Origin of the sequence: Candidatus Pantoea communis (assembly GCF_011752685.1) — a bacterium.
GTDB classification, from domain to species: Bacteria; Pseudomonadota; Gammaproteobacteria; order Enterobacterales; family Enterobacteriaceae; genus Pantoea; species Pantoea communis.
The window spans coordinates 226289-247575 of the sequence record NZ_VWXC01000006.1; the positions used below are offsets into that span (position 1 = coordinate 226289).

The 21287-nt window shown below is 54.4% G+C and carries 17 protein-coding genes; 8 read left to right on the plus strand and 9 right to left on the minus strand.

Features of this window, described 5'->3' with window-relative positions:
- Nucleotides 1-21: 21 nt before the first annotated feature.
- From mnmG to ravA, 6 genes are all read right to left on the minus strand, one after another.
- Nucleotides 22-1911, minus strand: a complete 1890-nt coding sequence (mnmG, locus tag F3J37_RS10805) for a tRNA uridine-5-carboxymethylaminomethyl(34) synthesis enzyme MnmG (RefSeq protein ID WP_166933374.1) — start codon at nt 1909-1911, stop codon at nt 22-24.
- Nucleotides 1912-2352: 441 nt separating this feature from the next.
- Entirely contained in the window at nt 2353-2793 is a 441-nt protein-coding gene (gene mioC, locus F3J37_RS10810) for an FMN-binding protein MioC (RefSeq protein ID WP_034830052.1), read from the minus strand.
- Nucleotides 2794-2948: 155 nt separating this feature from the next.
- On the minus strand, nt 2949-3410 hold the full coding sequence (asnC, locus tag F3J37_RS10815) for a transcriptional regulator AsnC (protein ID WP_034830053.1): 462 nt from the start codon (nt 3408-3410) through the stop codon (nt 2949-2951).
- Nucleotides 3411-3518: 108 nt separating this feature from the next.
- On the minus strand, nt 3519-5645 hold the full coding sequence (gene ovoA / locus F3J37_RS10820) for a 5-histidylcysteine sulfoxide synthase (protein ID WP_166933376.1): 2127 nt from the start codon (nt 5643-5645) through the stop codon (nt 3519-3521).
- Between the two features lie 66 nt (nt 5646-5711).
- On the minus strand, nt 5712-7172 hold the full coding sequence (gene viaA / locus F3J37_RS10825) for an ATPase RavA stimulator ViaA (RefSeq protein WP_034830057.1): 1461 nt from the start codon (nt 7170-7172) through the stop codon (nt 5712-5714).
- Nucleotides 7169-8665 carry an ATPase RavA gene (gene ravA / locus F3J37_RS10830; protein ID WP_034830059.1) on the minus strand — a complete coding sequence of 499 codons (1497 nt, stop codon included), beginning with the start codon at nt 8663-8665 and terminating at the stop codon, nt 7169-7171. Before ravA ends, viaA begins: the two co-directional genes overlap by 4 nt.
- 299 nt (nt 8666-8964) lie before the next feature.
- Between ravA and kup the strand changes: the two genes are divergently transcribed.
- The gene (kup, locus tag F3J37_RS10835; protein ID WP_034830061.1) at nt 8965-10833 is read left to right on the plus strand and encodes a low affinity potassium transporter Kup; all 1869 of its coding nucleotides are present in this window, start codon (nt 8965-8967) and stop codon (nt 10831-10833) included.
- A gap of 12 nt (nt 10834-10845) precedes the next feature.
- Here the strand turns inward: kup and qseC are convergent, their stop codons facing one another.
- Nucleotides 10846-12177 (minus strand): quorum sensing histidine kinase QseC, encoded by a 1332-nt coding sequence (qseC, locus tag F3J37_RS10840; protein WP_166933378.1) that lies wholly within the window; start codon nt 12175-12177, stop codon nt 10846-10848.
- The gene (qseB, locus tag F3J37_RS10845) at nt 12174-12836 is read right to left on the minus strand and encodes a quorum sensing response regulator transcription factor QseB (RefSeq protein WP_058961689.1); all 663 of its coding nucleotides are present in this window, start codon (nt 12834-12836) and stop codon (nt 12174-12176) included. The genes qseC and qseB overlap by 4 nt, the downstream gene beginning before the upstream one ends.
- A gap of 171 nt (nt 12837-13007) precedes the next feature.
- Here qseB and F3J37_RS10850 point away from each other — a divergent pair, with 171 nt between their 5' ends.
- From F3J37_RS10850 to rbsR, 7 genes are all read left to right on the plus strand, one after another.
- Nucleotides 13008-13403: a YgiW/YdeI family stress tolerance OB fold protein gene (locus F3J37_RS10850; RefSeq protein WP_034830066.1), complete on the plus strand. Its 396-nt coding sequence runs from the start codon at nt 13008-13010 to the stop codon at nt 13401-13403.
- Nucleotides 13404-13573: 170 nt separating this feature from the next.
- On the plus strand, nt 13574-13993 hold the full coding sequence (gene rbsD / locus F3J37_RS10855) for a D-ribose pyranase (RefSeq protein WP_038643989.1): 420 nt from the start codon (nt 13574-13576) through the stop codon (nt 13991-13993).
- A gap of 7 nt (nt 13994-14000) precedes the next feature.
- On the plus strand, nt 14001-15509 hold the full coding sequence (gene rbsA, locus F3J37_RS10860; RefSeq protein ID WP_166933380.1) for a ribose ABC transporter ATP-binding protein RbsA: 1509 nt from the start codon (nt 14001-14003) through the stop codon (nt 15507-15509).
- Nucleotides 15506-16477, plus strand: coding sequence for a ribose ABC transporter permease (gene rbsC, locus F3J37_RS10865; protein WP_034830072.1), 972 nt, complete (start codon nt 15506-15508; stop codon nt 16475-16477). The genes rbsA and rbsC overlap by 4 nt, the downstream gene beginning before the upstream one ends.
- 27 nt (nt 16478-16504) lie before the next feature.
- A complete protein-coding gene (gene rbsB / locus F3J37_RS10870) occupies nt 16505-17380 on the plus strand; it encodes a ribose ABC transporter substrate-binding protein RbsB (protein ID WP_034830075.1) in 876 nt (291 codons plus the stop codon).
- A gap of 64 nt (nt 17381-17444) precedes the next feature.
- On the plus strand, nt 17445-18374 hold the full coding sequence (gene rbsK, locus F3J37_RS10875; protein WP_166933382.1) for a ribokinase: 930 nt from the start codon (nt 17445-17447) through the stop codon (nt 18372-18374).
- Between the two features lie 13 nt (nt 18375-18387).
- On the plus strand, nt 18388-19371 hold the full coding sequence (gene rbsR, locus F3J37_RS10880; RefSeq protein WP_097118537.1) for a ribose operon transcriptional repressor RbsR: 984 nt from the start codon (nt 18388-18390) through the stop codon (nt 19369-19371).
- On the opposite strand, the gene mdtD is transcribed toward rbsR, so the two are convergent.
- Nucleotides 19368-20771, minus strand: coding sequence for a multidrug transporter subunit MdtD (gene mdtD / locus F3J37_RS10885; protein WP_034830079.1), 1404 nt, complete (start codon nt 20769-20771; stop codon nt 19368-19370). The genes rbsR and mdtD overlap by 4 nt on opposite strands.
- Between the last annotated feature and the right edge of the window lie 516 nt (nt 20772-21287).

Below are 21287 nucleotides of genomic sequence, written 5' to 3' on the forward strand. Positions count from 1 at the left end.
GTGACCTCGCCCCAGGGTCGATCAGGCACTTTTACGCAGCAGGCCCTGTTTTTTCAGGTAAATCAGCAAAATGGAGATCGCTGCTGGTGTAATACCTGAAATACGCGAGGCCTGCCCAATGGAGGTAGGTTTGTGATCGTTGAGTTTGGCGATCACTTCATTCGACAAGCCATTAACCTGACGATAGTCGAGATCGCCAGGCAGCAAGGTGTTTTCGTTGCGTTGCTGGCGGTCAATTTCTTCCTGCTGGCGTGCAATGTACCCTTCATACTTCACCTGAATCTCAACCTGCTCTGCAGATTGCTCGTCAGATAATGCCGGGCCATAACTCGGTAACGTCATCAGCAGTTCGTAGGTCATTTCCGGGCGACGCAACAGATCTTCACCGCTGGCTTCTTTCGTCAGTGGCGCACTGATGACGCTATTCACTTCGCCCACATTGTCTGATTTCGGATGTACCCACAGATCGCGCAGGCGCTGGCGCTCCTGCTCAATCGCTTCCAGCTTCTGGTTATAACGCGCCCAACGCGCATCATCGACCAGACCCAACTCGCGGCCTTTTTCTGTCAAACGCAGATCGGCGTTGTCTTCGCGCAGCATCAAACGATATTCCGCACGCGAGGTAAACATGCGGTACGGCTCTTTGGTGCCGAGCGTGCAGAGATCGTCAACCAGCACACCGAGATAAGCCTGGTCGCGACGCGGCGCCCAGCCCTCTTTGTCTGCTGAGGCACGTGCAGCGTTCAAACCGGCCAGCAAGCCCTGCGCCGCAGCTTCTTCATAGCCGGTGGTGCCGTTAATCTGACCGGCAAAGAACAGCCCGTGGATAAATTTGCTTTCCAGCGTCGGCTTCAGATCGCGCGGATCGAAGAAATCGTACTCGATGGCATAGCCTGGCCGCACAATCTTTGCGTTCTCCAGACCTTTCATCGAACGGACGATCTGCATCTGCACGTCAAACGGCAAGCTGGTGGAGATACCGTTCGGGTAGATCTCGTTGCTGGTCAGCCCTTCCGGTTCAAGGAAGATCTGATGCGCATTACGATCGGCAAAGCGCATCACTTTGTCTTCGATCGATGGGCAGTAACGTGGTCCGATCCCTTCAATGATCCCGGCATACATCGGGCTGCGATCGAGGTTATTGCGGATCACATCGTGCGTTTGTTCGTTGGTATGGGTGATCCAGCATGGAACTTGTTGCGGATGCTGAGAAACATTACCCATAAACGAGAACACCGGCATTGGCGTATCGCCATGCTGTGGTGTCAGCACCGAAAAATCGATGGTGCGTGCGTCAATACGGGGCGGCGTACCAGTTTTCAGACGATTTACGCGCAGCGGCAAAGCACGCAGGCGTTTCGCCAGTGGAATGGATGGCGGATCGCCAGCACGGCCACCGCTGTAGTTATCCAGACCAATATGAATTTTGCCGTCAAGGAATGTCCCGACTGTCAGCACCACACTTTTGGCACGGAATTTCAGGCCCATCTGCGTGACAGCACCGACGACGCGATCGTTCTCCACAATCAGATCGTCAACGGCCTGCTGGAAGATCATCAGGTTCGGCTGGTTCTCCAACGCCGTACGTACTGCCTGGCGATAGAGCACGCGGTCGGCTTGCGCACGCGTTGCCCGCACAGCAGGGCCTTTGCTCGCGTTTAGTATCCTAAACTGAATACCGGCCTGGTCAATTGCTGTCGCCATCAAACCGCCTAAGGCATCCACTTCCTTCACCAGGTGTCCTTTCCCAATGCCACCAATCGCCGGGTTGCAGGACATTTGTCCAAGCGTATCAATGTTATGGGTGAGTAACAGCGTTTGCTGACCCATTCGGGCAGCGGCCATCGCGGCTTCTGTGCCCGCATGACCACCACCGATTACGATGACGTCAAAAGGATCTGGATAAAACATGAAGTGGGTCCTCGTTAATGTTCGGACAGGGATCATTGCCCTGGGCGGTGGATTCTACTGAAATTCTGTCGACTGCGAAAGCCGCGGGATCCTGCGGTTTAAAAGAAAGGATCTTTATTCTTTTATATGATCTCTCTGTTAGATCTCTTATTAGGATCGTCAGGGTCTGTTGATAACCCCGAAAAGCAAAGCATTAACAGAGGATTAGAGAGGATCGCTTGCTGTGAATGATCGGTGATCCTGATCCGTATAAGCTGGGATCTAAATGGCGACTTATACACAGCCGAAAAAAGCATCACGAGTTGTTATTGGGATAACTACCGGTTATACGCAAGATTAAGGCTGTGTTATCCACAGACAATGGCATAAAAAAAACAATAAAACAGCGAAATAAACTGGGGATCGTTCACTTTTCCCGATCCCCAACCGGCAAAGATCGTCTTAAATTTGCGTTTTCCAGGTCTCAACCCACACTTCAGCCGGATCCTCAGGAATCTCATGTTCGAGAACGTCGATCTCCAGGCGATCGCCAATGCGTTTGGCGCCTAACTGGTTGAGCTGATCTTCCAGCAGTTTAATGGCACCGCAGAAAAGGTCATATTCATGGTTGCCGATACCCACTGCGCCATAACGTACCGCGGAAAGGTCCGGCTGCGTTTCCTGCAAGGCTTCATATAAAGGAAGCAGATTGTCTGGCAGTTCGCCCGCACCGTGCGTGGAAGTCACAATCAGCCAGATCCCTTCCTGTGGCAGCTCGTCCAGCTCTGGACCGTGCAGCACCTCGGTTGAAAAGCCCGCTTCCTGCAGTTTTGCTTCCAGATGTTCGGCGACGTATTCGGCGCTGCCAAGGGTACTGCCACTGATTAAGGTAATATCGGCCATGATCTTCTCCCGCACTAAAGGCGAGCATTGTACGCTGTGATCAAGCCGTGATCCACCTGTGGAAAACAGGGTTAATAACAGAAAGCATCAGCCGACAAGGCGCATCACACAAGTGATCCGCCTGGGAAAAGGTTGTGCACAGGAAAGAGAGGGAATTACGGCTTGATGGTACGCATGATCGGGTTTTGCAACGAGATCAGGGTTTCGGTGGACTGGATTTCGTCTATGGTCTGGATCTTGTTGATCAACACCTGCTGAAGTGCATCGATGGATCGGCACATCACCTTAATAAAGATGCTGTAGTGGCCGGTGGTGTACCAGGCTTCTACCACTTCATCCAGCGCTTCCAGCTTGCTGAGTGCTGCGGGATAATCGCGGGCGCTTTTCAGAATGATGCCGATAAAACAGCAGACATCAAAACCCAACTGACGAGGATCGATTTCAACACGAGTGCCCAGGATAATGCCTGCCTGGCGCATTTTTTCTACGCGTACGTGAATGGTGCCGGGGCTGACATTGAACTGTTTGGCCAGCTCGGCATATGCGGTGCGCGCGTTTTCCAACAGCGCATTGAGAATGCCGCGATCAAGGTTATCCAGTTGCAGTTGTTCTGCCATCATCCATCCTCTTTAAGTTCTTCTTCTATGAACAGTGGAGAATGTGCAGCAAATTAGCAGTGCAGGCAAGGTGCAGACCGCGGGGTAACCACAGTCTGCACGCTTTTTTTATCGCTTACGCCAGATTGTGAGCTGCGCTTCGGTATGTTGATACTTGCGCGCCGTCTCGCGGATCACAAACGGCACATCCTGCGGCGGCACCACTTCTTCAAAGGCATCACGCAGCAAACGCTGCAATGCCTGATAGGTCGTCAAAGCTTCACCGTTCTCACGCACGCCGCCCAGCCAGTTCTCCTTCGGCGTGAATTCCTCCAGCCAGGTATAAGGCGACGAAAGCACCAAAAGCCCGCCAGAGCGGATCATCGGGATGACGTCCTGCAGGAAACGTTTTGGCTGACGCAGACGATCGATCAGGTTTGAAGCCAATACCAGATCGTAACGATCCGGCTGCGGTTTAAGATTACAGGCGTCGCCCTGCACAAACTGAATGCGCGCCGCTTGCTCGTCACTAATATTGAAGTCCTTCAGGCGCACCTGGCGATATTCCACCAGCTCGCCCTCTTCCGGCACCACATAGCGGAAGTCCTCACCGGAGGTCAGCTGCAGCGCTACATCAATAAAGCGCGCGGAATAATCCATGCCTGTGACCGTCGCGAAATGGCGTGCCAGTTCAAAACTGGCACGGCCGGTCGCGCAGCCGAGATCCAGTGCCGCACCACGTTGTTTGCAGTGCGGCAGCAGTTTTTCCACCAGCGCCACGGCGTAATTCGGCACGTTGTAGTAGCCCGGACCGTACTGGAAATCGAGATACTGTGACACCATGCTGTCCGTTTCATACGGATTGAGTGCCATGGTCTCTTCATGTGAGGAGACCACATAGCGGAAACCGGCGTGCTGGAAGAAATGACGACGGAAGGCATAACGAGCCGATTTTAACGCCTCGTTGCCGGTGGAAATCCAACTGCCACCTTTAATCAGCGCGTGTTTGCCATCAAAGGTCGGCGTTGAGAAATCGTCATACAGCGGATGAACTTTGAAACCTTCGAAACCGTTAGTTGGCGTTGTGGTCCACTGCCAGACGTTGCCAACAATGTCGAAAAACTCGCCCTGCGCAAAGCGATCCACAGGACTGGATGAAGCCCAATAGGCCAGATTGATATTGCCGGGCGCCTCGATCCAGTCGGGCTGATCGCCGCTCACCTGTTCGCGTAGCTGCATCCATTCGGCTTCACAAGGGAGTTGAATAGATTTACCCGTCTCTTCCGCCAGCCAGCGACAAAACGCGGCGGCTTCAAGCTGATTCACTTCCGCTGGCCAGTCCCACGGCAGAGCGACTTCTTCAGCCATTAAGCGCAGTTTCAGTTGATCGGGTTGCGTAATCTCGCCGACCCAGAAGGTGGGCATTTGCGCGCCAGAGAATTCACGCCAGCCCCAGCCTTCCTCATCCCACCAGCGCTGATCCTGATAGCCGTTAGCGGCGATAAAGCGATAAAACTCGGCGTTGCTGACCAGCATTTTACTGGCCTTAAATGGTTTGAGTTCAGTTACCTGATTGCCGTATTCGTTATCCCAGCCGTAAGTGTCATCCGTTTTGCCTTGTTGCACGCGACCGCCAGGCATCGCAATCAGCGAGTTATCCGGAACCGATGCGCGATCGTGGCGCGTCTGCGGACAAACCGGCCAATGCGCCTGCGGTTTTACCCATTCGATCGGAAGCTGGCGGATGAGCACGCTGGAGGTTTCCAGGTGGATACGCTCATGTTCAATGCCCATCAATACCACCCACGCCGGGCTTTCCCAGGTGATCGGCAGTTCCAGCGGCATGGTGCGAATAAACTCGCTCACCAGGTTTTTGACTTTTCCACGGTAGTCACGCACCTCTTCGACCGTCGGCCAGGCGTAATGGCTGTCGTTGAGATCGTCCCAGCTCATCTCGTCCACGCCGATTGCCATCATGGCTTCGATGCGATCGTCCACGCGGTTGTCCAGATAGCGACCCGCCATCAGCTTATTCATATAGAACGTAGCGGTGTGGCCAAAGTAGAAGATCAGCGGATGGCGTAATGAGATCGCTTTGTTGAAATACGCGCGTTCGTCGGCAAGGCAATCAAACAGGCTTTCGTACAGCTCCCAGGTTTGGGTGAAATACGCCAGCAGCTCGCTCCGTTTTTGTTCGGCGTTTTGGCCGGAGAGCTGCAAAGTGCGGGTCGGTGCAGGAAGTTGGGCGGTGTTCACAAGATGCTCCAGATGCTCAGTGTGCGAACTATTCACTATAGCAAATAAGCATTTCTGCCAGATGAATTAGCGTTTCCAGCGGCGCAGCAGGCGGCTTTTCAGTCCGGTATCGAAGCGCCAGATATGATCGAAGATACGCAGAATGCCCGGTTTACCGTGAAGCGACATCGCCACCGCGTGGAAACGTTGTTGATGCTGGCGCTGGCGTTGCTTGATCGCGTTGATGGTGTCATCCGGTAAACGCTGGGCGATAAAATCCGACACGATCACCGCATCGGCCTCATCCCAGACGCTGCCCTCCATACGTTTAACCACCGCAGCAAGGCAAGCCGCCAGATCGGTGCCACCACGAAAACGTTGGCTAAGAAAACGGATAGCCTGCTCAATGCCGCTATCGGCAGTGAGTTCGTAGCCAATCACTTCGTGAGCGAACAGCATGATGTAGCAGCGGCGCTTATCGGCTAATGCCACCTTTAACAGCGCAAGGCAGAAGGCTTTGGCGCAGCGTTCGTTGAATCCTCCCATTGAACCCGAAGTATCGACGCAGACGATAAATGGCCCGCGCGGCTGCGCTTCATGTTGCTGGTGGCTGACCGGGCGCAGTGTGACTTTCTCGTGCCAGGCATCACCTTGTAACTGGTAAGTCAGCAGGCGTTTTTCCACCAGGCGACGATAAAATTCCAGCTCCAGCTCACTGATGCTCAGCGCCGCCAGCTCAGGCGGTAACAGACGCAGTACGTCATCGCTCTGATGAATACCGCTGACCTCTTCCGGCACATGATCGGGCTCACGCACCAGTTGGTGAAATTCTTCCAGCGGTGCATCCTGCGACGGCACCGATTTGGCTTCGCGGCTGCGGCCCAACTGCTGCGCCAGTTTCATTAATTCCGGCTGCTGTGCGAGGAAATCGCCATATTGCACAATCAGCTCATAATCACCGTGCTGAAGTGACGCTTTGCTCATATCCCACAAACGTCCGGCTGCGGCTTCATCATCGTCGGTAAGGATTGGCGCCAGCTGGCCACTGATTGCCATCCGTTGCTGCAGCTCGGCCATCAGACGTTCGCGCTGCTCCTCAAGAAGGGTTTCGTTGAGCGTGAGCGTTTGCAGCGTCAGGCTGAGTCGCCAGCGTTGCAAAAACAGCGTGTGCTGAGCATTGCTCAGTTGTTCAGCTTCGTTGTGCAGCAGCAGTTTGCTGGCTTCTTCGAGAAATGGCGACGGCAGGTTTTTTAGCTGCGACATAATGTGGGGAAGCTGGTGGCTGAAATCCTGCGTGCTGATCAATTGCATTTGCTGAAACAGCTGAAACTCCTGCGCCAGCGCTTCCGGCACCGGCGTGGTTTTCATCTGTTCCGCGATTTCAGTGCGCCAGCGGGGTAAATCGCGCATTAAGGCTTGTTTCATGCGCGGAAATTTTTCAAAGAACAGCGCCAGCTGTGGCGACGCGAGCAGGGCCAGAATCAACTCTTCGATTAACTCCGTTTCGCCAATCGATAACAGCGTGCTCAGCGTCTCCAGTGAGATCATTTACGCGCCTGTTTCAGCTGTTCTGCCACATCCTGCAGGCTGGTTTCAATACGTGCCAGCCAGTCATCGCTGATAAACAAGCAGCGCTGGTGCTGGCTAAACAGCGTGCGCTGTGCGCGGAGCTGGGTATCCAGCGCTTCGTATTCATCCTGGATTTCCTGCGGCATGTCGCTACTGTTGCTGGCTCCGGGCAACGTTAAGCGTGTGGATTGCAGGCTGACATCGCGTAGCGTCAGGCAGTGATGGGCATCCACCAGCAGATCCAGCGTCTGGCCAAAACCAATGCCATTCAGTTTGCCGCGAATTTCACCGCCTTTAATCAGCCACTGGGTTAAGGCTTCACGGGCAATCAGCACATGCGTCACTTGCATGTCGTGCAGCGTTAACGGCTGTTGCAGCATGAGCGTCAGTTGTTCATCGCTGATGGCAGCAGGCAATTCGTAATGGGGTTTGCGGCTAAACATACCGCTGTGTTTCTCCAGCGTCAGCGCTTGTGCCACGCTCTGCTGCTGTTGCAAGGCGAGACGACGTGCTTTGATCTGCTGCAATTTGTGCAGCAACGCCTGCTGTTGCCAGGCGTGCTGGGTCATCAAAGCATCAATTTCGCGATCCAATAGCTGCATCGATGCGACGTCATGCCACAGGCAATCCTTGAGCAGAATCAGATCGATCGGCGCAATGGTCACGCGGCCACTGTAAAACGCACTGGCCTGCAGCAGATGAATCGCTTTTTTCCAGCGGCGATCGGAAATGTAAGGTGCGCTGGGCAAATTCTCCAGTTGCTGACGCAGTTGGTAAATCAGCTCAAACACATGATCAGGTAAGGAGACCTGGCTGATGCCTTTCTGCCACTGGTGATACTCTTCATCACTGATGCGCAGCGCTTCCGTCACCGGATTATCATTTTCGTCCTGCTGGTGGGTGAGCATGCTGCGGAAGTTCTGCTTCTCATGCACGTTATCCAGCCATAGGCGAATCAACATGCGATCATACAAGGCTTCCAGCCCGCTATCGGCCTCCGGCAATTCGTTGGAAGCGGTCACCAGCAGGCGCATCGGAATCTTTTCTTCGCTGTCGCCATTGCGAAAGCGGCGTTCGTTGATGGCGGTGAGTAAGGTGTTCAATATCGCCGGGCCGGCTTTCCAGATTTCATCAAGGAAGACGATTTCGGCATCCGGCAGATAGCCTTTGGTTAATCGCTGATAACGACCTTCATCTTTTAACGCCTGAATCGACAGCGGGCCAAACACTTCTTCAGGGGTAGAAAAACGGGTCATCAGGTATTCAAAGGCGCGGGCGTGTTGGAAGGCGTATTTCAGGCGGCGGGCAATCAAGCTCTTGGCAATGCCGGGCGGCCCCAGCAAAAATACGCTCTCGCCACTGAGTGCAGCTAATAAGCACAGGCGGATCGCATGATGCCGTTCATACAGCCCTTTCTCCAGGGCGTTACTCAGGCGAGAAATTCTTTCTGCCAAAAGATGGGGTTGAGCCATAATCACATCATTGTCCTTCTGATCCTGGAGCCGTCATATTCTGGCGAGCGCAATACTCTACTGGTTATCATGCTTGATTGCGTTGATAGCCGTCAGCTTTTTTGTTTCAGAAGGTTGAGGCGAGAGAACTCGCTGCTTCAGACGGTTTTTGGCGCCTAATTTCGGCGAAAAACCGCCTCGCTGACGTCATGATGACATGTTGTAAGAGTAGGTTTTTTTGGGAATATGTGCATACTGTGCGCTTTTTGATGGCCTGAGCGGTAGGCAAGTGCCTCATCGGCTCCAACAAAAGACAACTTATGAGCTCGGATAAGAAGCAGTCCCTTGGCGCAGTCACACTCGCCGCGATTGGCGTGGTGTATGGCGATATCGGTACCAGCCCGCTCTATACTTTGCGTGAATGTCTCTCCGGTCAGTTCGGCTTTGGCGTAGAACGCGAAGCGGTATTTGGCTTTCTCTCGCTGATCTTCTGGTTGCTGATTTTGGTGGTATCACTGAAATACATCAGCTACGTGATGCGTGCCGATAACGCCGGTGAAGGCGGGATCCTGACCTTGATGTCACTGGCCGGGCGCAATACCGGTGCACGTGCGACGGCGATTCTTGTCATCATGGGGCTGATTGGTGGCAGCTTCTTCTATGGTGAAGTGGTGATCACGCCCGCCGTCTCGGTATTGTCGGCGATTGAAGGGCTGGAGATTGCGGCACCGAGCCTGGATGCGTATATCGTTCCGCTTGCGATTGCAGTGCTGACGCTGCTGTTTGTGATTCAGAAGCACGGTACCGGCATCGTGGGTAAGCTGTTTGCGCCGGTGATGCTGGTGTGGTTTATCATTCTGGCTGTGCTGGGCGCGCGTAGCATCATCAGTAACCCTGATGTGCTGCATGCCATGAACCCGTATTGGGCGATGCACTTCTTTATCCAGTACAAAACGGTGTCGTTCTTTGCGCTCGGCGCGGTGGTATTGGCCATTACCGGTGTGGAAGCGCTGTATGCGGATATGGGGCACTTCGGCAAATTCCCGATTCGTCTTGCCTGGTTTATCGTGGTGCTGCCCTCGCTGGTGCTGAACTACTTTGGTCAGGGCGCGCTGCTACTTAAACATCCCGAAGCGATCAAAAACCCCTTCTTCCTGCTGGCGCCAGACTGGATGCTGATTCCCATGCTGATTCTGGCGACGCTGGCCACGGTTATCGCCTCGCAGGCGGTGATCTCTGGTGTGTTCTCCTTAACACGTCAGGCGGTGCGTTTAGGCTATCTCCCGCCGATGCGTATCGTGCACACCTCGGAAGAAGAATCGGGTCAGATTTACATTCCGGTAATCAACTGGCTGCTCTACTTCTCCGTGGTGATCGTGATTGTTGGCTTTGAGCACTCCAGTAACCTGGCGGCGGCTTACGGCATCGCGGTAACCGGCACCATGGTGCTGACTGCGATTCTCTGCTCCACGGTGGCAATTCAGAACTGGCACTGGAACCGTTATCTGGTGGTGCTGATTCTGATTGGCATGCTGTGTATTGACGTGTCCTTGTTCTCGGCAAACCTGGTCAAAGTGTTCTCCGGCGGTTGGCTGCCGCTGACCCTGGCACTGATGATGTTTATCGTTATGACCACCTGGAAAAGCGAGCGCTTCCGCCTGTTGCGTCGTATGCATGAGCACGGCAATTCGCTTGAAGCGATGATCGCTTCGCTGGAGAAATCTCCGCCGGTACGCGTGCCGGGCACCGCAGTCTATATGTCGCGTGCCCTGAACGTGATCCCTTTTGCCATGCTGCATAATCTCAAGCACAACAAAGTGCTGCATGAGCGTGTGGTACTGCTGACGCTACGTACTGAGGATGCGCCTTACGTGCATAACGTGCGTCGCGTTACCATCGAACAGCTATCGCCCACCTTCTGGCGCGTGGTGGCGAGTTACGGCTGGCGTGAAACCCCGAACGTGGAAGAAATTTTCCACCGCTGCGGGCTGGAAGGTCTCAACTGCCGCATGATGGAAACCTCATTCTTCATGTCCCATGAATCGCTGATTATTGGCGATCGCCCGTGGTATCTGCGTCTGCGCGGCAAACTGTTCCTTGCGCTGCAACGCAATGCGCTGCGTGCGCCGGATCAGTTTGAAATCCCGCCTAATCGCGTGATCGAGCTGGGCACGCAGGTCGAGATTTAAGGATTAAGCGCGTCACCAGCTCAAGGTGACGCGCAAGCCTTGAGGCTGCACATGGCTGAATGCGATGCGAATACCGTGCAGTTGCGCAATGTTTTTCACAATCGATATTCCTAAACCGCTGCCCGTTTGCGTTTGCCCCGGCGGTCGCCAGAAACGCTCACCAAGGCGCGCAAGCTGCTCATCGCTGACGCCTGACCCGTTATCTTCAATAATTATCGTCCGCGCGTTTAACGTGAACTGAATCTGGCTGCCCGGCGGCGCATAGCGCAGCGCGTTATCCAGCAGGTTACGCATCAGCAAATTCAACAGCAGAGGATGACCGTTCATCACCGGTTCGGCCTGTGCATGCAATTGTAGATCCATCTGCTGCGCCTCGGCCTGTGGAAAATGTTCTATCAGAAGCTTTTGCAGCAGCGGTGCCAGTGGCACCGGCTGAAATTCGCTGCGCAGATCGTCCGCTTCCACTCTTGATAGCGTTAAGAGTTGATCCACCAGCCGTGTGGCGCGCTGGATGCCGCTATCAAGCTGCTGCAATGCCCGTTTGCGCATTGCTTCGTCATCATCCGCCAGCTGAATCACCTCACTCTGCACGCGCAGTGCAGCTAACGGACTGCGCAGTTCGTGCGCCGCATCGGAGGTAAAACGGCGCTCGCGCTGCACGAGTTGCGCCATACGGTGAAACAGCCCGTTTAATGCCGCCACCAACGGCTGCACCTCTATGGGCAAGCGTGCTTCGTCGAGCGGTGTGGCGTCATCGGGTGCTCGCAACTGGAGTGATGCCGTCAGGCGCTTTAGCGGGCGCAATTCGAACCACACCAATGCCAGCAGCATCAGCAGCATAAAGGGCATGGCGTAAAGCCACGGCATCAAACTCGCCAGTGCCAGATCGCGCGTCATATCGTCGCGGTATTCCCACTCCTGGCCCACTACCACGCGATATTGTTTATCAGCAGAAGTCAGCCAAAGCAGCCGCCAACTGTCATCGTCGCCGCGCAGACGACCTTCGCGAAAACCGTCACGCTTATCATCAAACTGCATATCGCGCCCGTTCTCGCCATCGTTAAGCAACGGCTGGCCGTCCGCACGGAAAATGGCAAACGCCAGTGCATCATCATCCTGATCGCCGCGGTGATGGCGCAAAATGGATTTGGTTTTTGGCAGTGAGGCGGCGTGTAAGCTGGTGGGATCGAGTGACAGCAGGCGTTTGGCAAACAGCATTTGCTGGGTATCGAATAGCTCATTAACGGTGTCGCGGGTCTGATGCCAGGCGCTGTAACTGGCCACCCCACCGCACAGCGTAATCAGCAGCACAAAGCCGATGGCGAGTCGTAGAAACAGACTCATTCTGCCGCACCGAGTGTATAACCCACGCCGTGAACGGTACGAATAAACGCTGTGCCGAGCTTTTTGCGCAGATGATGAATATGCACTTCTACTGCGTTGCTGGAGACATCGTCATCCCAGCTGTAGAGTTTTTCCTCCAGCTGGCTGCGGGTTAGCACGCGACCTGGATTGCGCATAAACAGCTCCAGCAGCGCCAGTTCACGGCTCTTCAGGCTGATGGTTTCGCCGTCAATCCAGACGCTGTGGCTGCTGGGCGACATCACCACCTTGCCGTGTTTCAACTCGGGCTGTAGTTGTCCATGACGGCGGCGAATCAGCGCCTGTAAACGCGCGGCGACTTCAGCGAGCGCGAAGGGCTTACACAAATAGTCGTCAGCGCCTGACTGTAATCCTTGTATGCGCTGATCGAGCGCATCGCGTGCGGTGAGGATCAGCACGGGTACATCTGCGCCCTGCTCACGCCATTGACGCAGAATCTCCAGCCCATCACGCCCGGGCAGCGAAAGATCCAGTACCACGGCATCCCAGGGTGCGGCCGATAAAGCCTGAAATCCCGCTTCGCCTGACACGAACCAGTCAACGCTGAAGCCGAGTTTCGTTAGCCCGACTTTCAGGCCATCGCCAATCAGCGTGTCGTCCTCGATCAATAATATGCGCATGTGTTTCTCCTTGAGTGCAAGAGTCGTTATACGAAGCAAAAATCCGCTTGTACAGCGTCAATCGCCGCAGATTGGCTATTTTTCGTGTTTTTTTACCCCTTAAGATCCTGTTAAGAACCCTGTGCTGTAATAGCCTCCGTATTCCACACATTCATGGAACAGAGGTGAAAAATGAAAAAGAGTGCAGCGTTAATCGCGATTATTATGTTGGCTTCCACGCCGGTTCTGGCCGCACAACAGGGGGGATTTGTTGACCCAAGTGCGCCAAAGGCTCAGGTTCACGCAGGTGGCTTCCAGGCGGATAACACCAGTGTAGTGACCGTTAAGCAGGCTGAAGAGATGAAAGACGACAGCTGGATCACCGTGCGCGGTTATCTCGATAAGCAAATCGGCGATGAGGATTATCTGTTCCGTGACGGTAGCGGCAACATGAAAGTGGAAATCGACCATAAGCGTTGGCACGGACAGACCATCACTCCGAAGGATCAGGTTGAACTGACCGGCGAGCTGGATAAGGACTTTAATTCCATTGAACTGGACGTTAAGCAGGTCCGCAAGCTGCCATAACACCCTTCAGAGCCGCTCAGGCGGCTCGCATCCACCACCAAACTCAAATTATTCCCGGCACAAGCGAAACGTTTCGATGGCGATCACATTTCCGTGATGACGTCATTGAGTTGCCGCGCACATTTAATACACTCCCGCTCAGCGAAACGTTTCGCTGTGGAGTGGAAGAAATGAAAAAAGGTCGCTTGTTAAACGCTGAACTCTCTCATGTGATTGCCCGCCTGGGGCACACCGATACGCTGACGATTGCGGATGCGGGCTTGCCGATTCCGGCCGGACCACAGCGAATCGACCTGGCGTTGACGCCGGGAACGCCCGAATTTTTACAGGTGGTTGATGTTGTCACTCAGGAGATGCAAGTCGAAAGCGCCCTGATGGCGGAGGAGATCAAGCAACACAATCCGCAACTCCACAGCGCACTGCTCGCCGTGCTCGATGCCTTGCAACGGCACCAGGGGAATGTCATCACCATCCGTTACACCAGCCATGAACAGTTCAAACAAGAAACGCAGCGTAGTCAGGCCGTCATTCGCAGCGGAGAGTGTTCTCCGTATGCGAATGTCATCCTGAGCGCTGGCGTAACCTTCTGAGGTCGTTATGCAACCGTTATTGCAACTCAAAGGGATTGAAAAGTCGTTTCCCGGCGTGAAAGCGCTGAATGGCGCTTCGCTGGCTGTTTATCCGGGGCGCGTGATGGCGCTGGTGGGTGAAAACGGCGCGGGGAAATCCACCATGATGAAAGTGCTGACCGGCATTTACAGCATGGATGCGGGCTCTCTGCAGTGGCTGGGCAAGGATGTGGCTTTTTCTGGACCGAAAGCGTCGCAGGAAGCGGGCATTGGCATTATTCATCAGGAACTCAACCTAATTCCGCAATTGACCGTGGCGGAGAATATTTTCCTCGGTCGCGAATTTGTTAACCGCTTTGGCCGCATCGAATGGAACCGGATGTACGCCGAGGCGGATGCCTTATTACATCGTCTGAACCTGCGCTTCAACAGCCATAAGCTGGTGGGCGATTTATCGATTGGCGATCAGCAGATGGTTGAGATCGCCAAAGTGCTTAGCTTCGAGTCGAAGGTCATCATTATGGATGAACCGACCGATGCGCTGACCGATACCGAAACCCTGTCGCTGTTCCGCGTAATCAATGAACTGAAAGCGCAGGGCTGCGGCATTGTTTATATCTCGCACCGTATGAAAGAGATCTTCGAGATTTGCGATGATGTCACCGTGTTTCGTGACGGGCAATTTATTGCCGAGCGCGCGGTGAGCGATCTCAGCGAAGAGAGTCTGATCGAGATGATGGTGGGCCGTAAGCTGGAAGATCAATATCCGCATATTGATCAGGCACCGGGCGATATTCGTTTAACTGTTAAAAATCTCAGCGGGCCGGGCGTGGATAACGTCAGTTTTAACCTACGCAAAGGGGAAATCCTTGGCATTTCCGGTTTAATGGGCGCGGGACGGACGGAACTGATGAAAGTGCTGTACGGCGCACTGCCTCGCAGCAACGGCACCGTTACGCTCAACGGTCGCGAAATTATTACCCGATCACCCAAGGACGGCCTGGCCAACGGCATCGTCTATATCTCAGAAGACCGCAAGCGCGATGGCCTGGTGCTCGGCATGTCGGTGAAAGAGAACATGTCATTGACCGCGCTGCGCTATTTCAGCCATGCCACCGGTAATCTGAAACACAGTGAAGAACAACTAGCAGTAGGCGACTTCATCCGTTTGTTCAACGTTAAAACCCCGTCAATGGAGCAGCCGATTGGCCTGCTGTCGGGGGGTAATCAGCAGAAAGTGGCGATTGCGCGCGGATTAATGACGCGCCCGAACGTACTGATTCTGGATGAGCCGACGCGTGGCGTGGACGTGGGTGCGAAAAAAGAGATTTATCAGTTAATTAACCAGTTTAAAGCCGAAGGGCTGAGCATCATTTTGGTGTCATCGGAAATGCCGGAAGTGCTGGGCATGAGCGATCGCATCCTGGTGATGCATGAAGGCCATCTGAGTGGCGAATTTTCCCGTGAGCAGGCTACCCAGGAATCCCTGATGGCGGCGGCAGTCGGTAAGCAACACAGCGAGGAGTTAGTTGTATGAGCACCCAAACCTTACCCGCCAGCCGTCGCTGGTTTAGCAAAGCCTGGCTGCTGGAGCAGAAATCGCTGATTGCGCTGATCGTGCTGATTGCCGTGGTGGCGAGCCAAAGCCCGAACTTCTTCACCGTTGCCAACATGTTCAACATCCTGCAGCAGACCTCGGTTAACGCCATTATGGCCGTCGGCATGACGCTGGTGATTCTGACGTCGGGTATTGATCTGTCGGTGGGATCGCTGCTGGCGCTCACCGGTGCGGTCGCCGCCTCGATTGTCGGTTTGGAAGTGAATGCGCTGGTGGCAGTAGCGGCTTCGCTGGCGCTGGGTGCGGCGATTGGCGGTATTACCGGCGTCATTGTGGCGCGCGGCAAGGTACAGGCGTTTATCGCCACGCTGGTGATGATGCTGCTGCTGCGCGGCGTGACCATGGTGTACACCAACGGTAGCCCGATCAACACCGGTTTCAGTGATAACGCCGATCTGTTCGGCTGGTTCGGTATTGGCCGTCCGCTGGGTATCCCAACGCCGGTGTGGCTGATGGCAGTAGTGTTCGCGCTGGCGTGGTACATGCTGCATCACACGCGCCTCGGTCGTTACATTTATGCGTTAGGCGGCAATGAAGCGGCGACACGTCTGTCAGGTATCAATGTTAACCGCGTCAAAATCATCGTCTATTCGCTGTGTGGTCTGCTGGCAGCGCTGGCGGGCACCATCGAAGTCGCGCGCCTTTCCTCTGCGCAACCGACGGCAGGTACCGGTTATGAACTGGATGCCATCGCGGCGGTGGTCTTAGGCGGAACCAGCCTGGCGGGCGGTAAAGGTCGCATTATGGGCACGCTGATTGGCGCGCTGATCCTGGGTTTCCTGAACAACGGCCTGAATCTGATGGGCGTATCTTCTTACTACCAAATGATTGTTAAAGCCGTTGTCATTCTGCTGGCGGTGCTGGTGGATAACAAAAGCAGCAAATAACTCTGACCTTCACACAGGACTCTATAAATGAAAAAGTTAACTGCATTGGCCGTCATCCTTGGCGCCACCCTCAGTGCTGGCGCGATGGCTAAGGACACCATTGCGCTGGTTGTATCAACGCTGAATAATCCGTTCTTTGTGTCTCTGAAAGATGGCGCACAGAAAGAAGCCGACAAACTGGGTTATAACCTGGTGGTGCTGGATTCGCAGAATAACCCGGCGAAAGAGCTGGCGAACGTACAGGATCTGACTGTGCGTGGCACCAAGCTGATGCTGATTAACCCAACGGATTCTGATGCCGTGGGTAACGCCGTGAAGATGGCCAACCAGGCCAACATTCCGGTGATCACCCTGGACCGCGTGGCGGCACAAGGCACCGTGGTGAGCCACGTGGCTTCTGACAACCGCTTCGGCGGCAAAATGGCCGGTGACTTCATCGCGAAGAAACTGGGCGATGGCGCAAAAATCATCGAGCTGCAGGGTATTGCCGGGACTTCCGCAGCGCGCGAGCGTGGCGAAGGCTTCAAGCAGGCTGCTGATGCGCACAAATTTAATATCCTGGCGAGCCAGCCAGCAGATTTCGACCGTACTAAAGGTCTGAACGTGATGCAGAACCTGCTGCAGGCGCATCCGGATGTACAGGCTGTATTTGCTCAGAACGACGAAATGGCGCTGGGCGCACTGCGTGCGCTGCAGACTGCCGGTAAAACCGATGTACTGGTGGTGGGCTTTGACGGTACCGCTGACGGTGTGAAAGCGGTAGAAGCCGGTAAACTGACCGCCACAGTGGCGCAGATGCCTGATAAAATTGGCGTGATTGGTGTGGACACTGCAGATAAAGTGCTGAAAGGCGAAAAAGTACAGTCGGTTAATCCAGTTGACCTGAAGCTGGTCACCAAATAAAAAACAAAGAAAAGCATGGCAACGCGCCACCGTCCTGGTGGCGCAACTTTCTGGATCACTCCCTATGAACACAAGTGCAAAACTGGCGGTACTTGGCAGCATCAATGCCGACCACATTCTGAACCTCACCCATTTTCCGCGTCCGGGCGAAACGGTGATCGGCAAACAGTATCAGATTGCCTTTGGTGGCAAAGGGGCTAACCAGGCCGTGGCGGCCGGTCGTGCTGGCGCGGATATCGCTTTTATTGCCTGTGTAGGTGCAGATGACATTGGCGAACGTATCCGCCAGCAGCTGCAGCAGGACCGTATTGATACTGCTCCGGTAGAAATCGTGGCAGACGAAGCCACCGGCGTGGCGATGATCTTCGTGAATGGCGAAGGTGAAAATAATATCGGCATCTATTCCGGTGCTAACGCGGCGCTGACGCCAGCCTGTGTCGATCGCCATCAGCAAGTGATTGCTGATGCTGAGGCCTTGCTGATGCAGTTGGAATCGCCGCTGGAAAGCGTGTTGGCGGCAGCGAAGATTGCGCGTGCCAATGCCACGCAAGTGATTCTGAATCCAGCGCCTGCCACACATTTGTCTGATGAGCTGCTGGTCTTAATCGATATCATCACACCGAACGAAACCGAAGCCGAAATTCTGACCGGCATCGCGGTGAAAAGTGATGAAGATGCAGCACATGCGGCGCAGGCGTTGCATGATAAAGGCATCTCTACCGTTTTGATTACCTTAGGTCGTCGTGGTGTGTGGTTGAGCGAGCAGGGCACAGGCGTGCGTATTCCGGGCTTCACCGTGCAGGCCATCGATACCATCGCTGCGGGCGATACCTTTAACGGCGCCTTTATTACCGCGCGTCTGGAAGGTGTGGCGATGCATGATGCCGTGCGTTTTGCCCACGCTGCCGCCGCGATTGCGGTGACGCGTCCAGGTGCGCAGCCCTCAGTGCCGTGGCGCACTGAGATCGATACTTTCCTGCAGCAACAGGGTTAAGCCTTTGGCGACCATGAAAGATGTCGCCCGCCTGGCGGGCGTCTCCACTTCCACTGTTTCCCACGTCATCAATAACAATCGTTTTGTGAGCGAACAGGTGCGGGAAAAAGTGGATCAGGCAATCCGTGAGCTGAATTACGCGCCTTCTGCATTGGCGCGCAGTCTGAAGATCAATCAGACGCGCACTATTGGCATGTTACTGACGGCCAGCAGTAACCCGTTTTATTCAGAAGTGGTACGCGGCGTAGAAAATAGCTGCTACGAGCGTGGCTACAGCCTGATTCTGTGCAATACCGAAGGCGATGAAGAGCGCATGAATCGCAGCCTCGAAACGCTGATGCAAAAGCGTGTCGATGGCTTATTAATGATGTGCACCGAGACGCACCTTCCCTCTGCGGAGATCCTCAATCGTTATCCGTCCGTACCCATGGTGATGATGGACTGGGCGCCGTTTGAAGGGCGTGGCGACATCATTCAGGATAATGCGCTGCTGGGCGGTGAATTGGCAACGCAGCATCTGATCGATCGCGGATACACGCGTATTGCCTGTATTGCCGGTCCGCAGGATAAAACTCCGGCGCGTTTGCGTCTGGAAGGTTTCCATAAAGCGATGACCAACAGTGGATTACCGGTGTTGCCCGGCTATGTGGTCGACGGTGATTTCGAATTTCAGGGTGGGTTTAATGCGATGAACCAGCTACTGACCCTTGAGTTGCTACCCGAAGCGGTTTTCACCAGTAACGATGCGATGGCAGTGGGCGTATATCACGCGCTATTCCAGGCGGGATTACGCGTGCCGCAAGATATCGCGGTGATGGGTTATGACAATATCGAACTGGCACGTTATCTCACACCACCGCTTAGTACCATCCATCAGCCCAAGGATGAACTGGGCGAACTGGCGATTGATACGCTGATTCACCGTATGAGCGATCCCGACGCCAGCCAGCAAACGCTGGTACTGACGCCGGAGTTGGTGGAACGCGGTTCGGTTTAAGCGGTTTTCTTCTTTTTCTCGCGATTAGCGATCAGATTGCGGCCATCGCCGGGACGCAGCATCAGGAAAGCAAACGCGGACAGCACGGTGATCACGCCCATCGTCAGGAAGGTGGCGTGGAATTGCTGCACGGTTGTGCTCTCGAAATCCTGATAGAAACGCAGTACCGCCGCACTGACGGCCACGCCAAAGCTGATCGATACCTGCTGCGTTACTGCCAGCACGCTGTTACCACCGCTGGCATTCTCATCATTCAAATCGGCCAGTGTGATGGTGTTCATCGCGGTGAATTGTGTCGACATCGCCATACCTAATACAAACAGCGCGGCTAACAGCATTAATACACTTTCACCCGGTGTTTGCAGTGAGAAGCTGGCGACAAGAATGCCGATGATGATGGTGATACCGACCAGCGTTTTACGATAGCCGAAGCGACGTAGCACTTGTGTCACGGTGGATTTGGCCAGCAGCGAGCCAATCGCTGTTGGCCCCATCATGCAACCCGCTATCAGTGCGGGATAACCAAAGCCCACCTGTAACATCAATGGCATCAGGAAGGGAATACAACCCGTGCCCAGACGTGCCGCGATATTACCAATGATGCCGACCGAGAAGGTTCGGGTCTTAAACATCGGTAAGTTGATCAGCGGTGCAGGATGGCGGCGTGCATGCACTATATATAGAAGCAATAGCGCGACACCGGCTAACAGCACCAGCACCGCCTGCCACGGCGACACGATACGCTCTCCGAACAGTTCGATACCGACGGATATCAGCACCAGACCTAAGCCAAACAGAATGAAGCCGCCAAAATCAAAGCGGCGCTTAGGCGTGGTGAAATCCGGCATATATTTACGTGCATAGAAGATGCCCGCGATGCCGATGGGAATGTTGATCAGGAATATCCAGTGCCAGCTGGCGTAGGTGACCAGCAAGCCACCGAGCATCGGCCCCAGAATCGGTCCGACTAATCCCGGCATGGTCACAAAGTTAAGTACCGGCAGCAATTCACTGCGTGGATAAGCACGCAACAATGCCAGGCGCGCGACCGGCATCATCATCGCGCCACCAACACCCTGGATAATGCGTGAGATAACCAGCATGCTCAGCGAGCCCGAGAGTGCACAAGCTAAAGACCCCAACGTAAACAGTGAAACGGCCACGATAAAGACTTTGCGCGTGCCGAAGCGATCGGCCAGCCAGCCGCTGACCGGGATCAGCATGGCGACAGTGAGCGTATAGCTGATCACAGCAGATTGCATGGCAAGAGGGGAACGGTCGAGACTGGTGGCGATAGCAGGAAGCGCAGTATTGAGGATGGTGGCATCGAGGGCTTGCATGAAAAACGCCATTGCGGCGATCCAGGGCAAGCCGGCCATACTGCGCGCGGAGCGAATCATTGAAAGTCCTTCTTTAATAATTGTTCAGTCTGCAACAAAGAAAACGGCGTTGGACTAACAGAATAGCATTGGTGCTTATACGCGTGACGCTGATTTGTGCCGCCAAACGGGCGCTTTTGACTGATTATTGATCGAGAAATGTCTGTTTTTAGCCTGTTCGGTTAAAAAAGTAGCGCTCAGTCAATTTTTTGCAATAAACCCTTGTCAGCTCCGAATAACTCCCTATAATGCGCCACCACTGAGACGGCAAAGCGGCAACGCAGGCGGCTCAGCAGGGAGTGAAGAAATTCATCCCGCCGGAGAAAAACGCTGAAAAAAGTGTTTGACTCTGAAGGAGGAAAGCGTAATATACGCCACCTCGCAACAGCAGCTTAAGGCGCTGATTGCATCGCTCTTTAACAATTTATCAGACAATCTGTGTGGGCACTCGCAGGATTGATATCAGCGTCTCCGGACGTAAAAAATATCAAGTCTCACGAGTGAACACATAATGAAATTCATTATGACGTTTTACAG

Coding starts and splice junctions, on each gene's coding strand:
- mnmG (WP_166933374.1), bottom strand. CDS start 1,911: ATGTTTTATCCAGATCCTTTTGACGTCATCGTAATCGGTGGTGGTCAT.
- mioC (WP_034830052.1), bottom strand. CDS start 2,793: ATGGCCGATATTACCTTAATCAGTGGCAGTACCCTTGGCAGCGCCGAA.
- asnC (WP_034830053.1), bottom strand. CDS start 3,410: ATGGCAGAACAACTGCAACTGGATAACCTTGATCGCGGCATTCTCAAT.
- viaA (WP_034830057.1), bottom strand. CDS start 7,172: ATGATCTCACTGGAGACGCTGAGCACGCTGTTATCGATTGGCGAAACG.
- ravA (WP_034830059.1), bottom strand. CDS start 8,665: ATGGCTCAACCCCATCTTTTGGCAGAAAGAATTTCTCGCCTGAGTAAC.
- kup (WP_034830061.1), top strand. CDS start 8,965: ATGAGCTCGGATAAGAAGCAGTCCCTTGGCGCAGTCACACTCGCCGCG.
- qseC (WP_166933378.1), bottom strand. CDS start 12,177: ATGAGTCTGTTTCTACGACTCGCCATCGGCTTTGTGCTGCTGATTACG.
- qseB (WP_058961689.1), bottom strand. CDS start 12,836: ATGCGCATATTATTGATCGAGGACGACACGCTGATTGGCGATGGCCTG.
- F3J37_RS10850 (WP_034830066.1), top strand. CDS start 13,008: ATGAAAAAGAGTGCAGCGTTAATCGCGATTATTATGTTGGCTTCCACG.
- rbsD (WP_038643989.1), top strand. CDS start 13,574: ATGAAAAAAGGTCGCTTGTTAAACGCTGAACTCTCTCATGTGATTGCC.
- rbsA (WP_166933380.1), top strand. CDS start 14,001: ATGCAACCGTTATTGCAACTCAAAGGGATTGAAAAGTCGTTTCCCGGC.
- rbsC (WP_034830072.1), top strand. CDS start 15,506: ATGAGCACCCAAACCTTACCCGCCAGCCGTCGCTGGTTTAGCAAAGCC.
- rbsB (WP_034830075.1), top strand. CDS start 16,505: ATGAAAAAGTTAACTGCATTGGCCGTCATCCTTGGCGCCACCCTCAGT.
- rbsK (WP_166933382.1), top strand. CDS start 17,445: ATGAACACAAGTGCAAAACTGGCGGTACTTGGCAGCATCAATGCCGAC.
- rbsR (WP_097118537.1), top strand. CDS start 18,388: ATGAAAGATGTCGCCCGCCTGGCGGGCGTCTCCACTTCCACTGTTTCC.
- mdtD (WP_034830079.1), bottom strand. CDS start 20,771: ATGATTCGCTCCGCGCGCAGTATGGCCGGCTTGCCCTGGATCGCCGCA.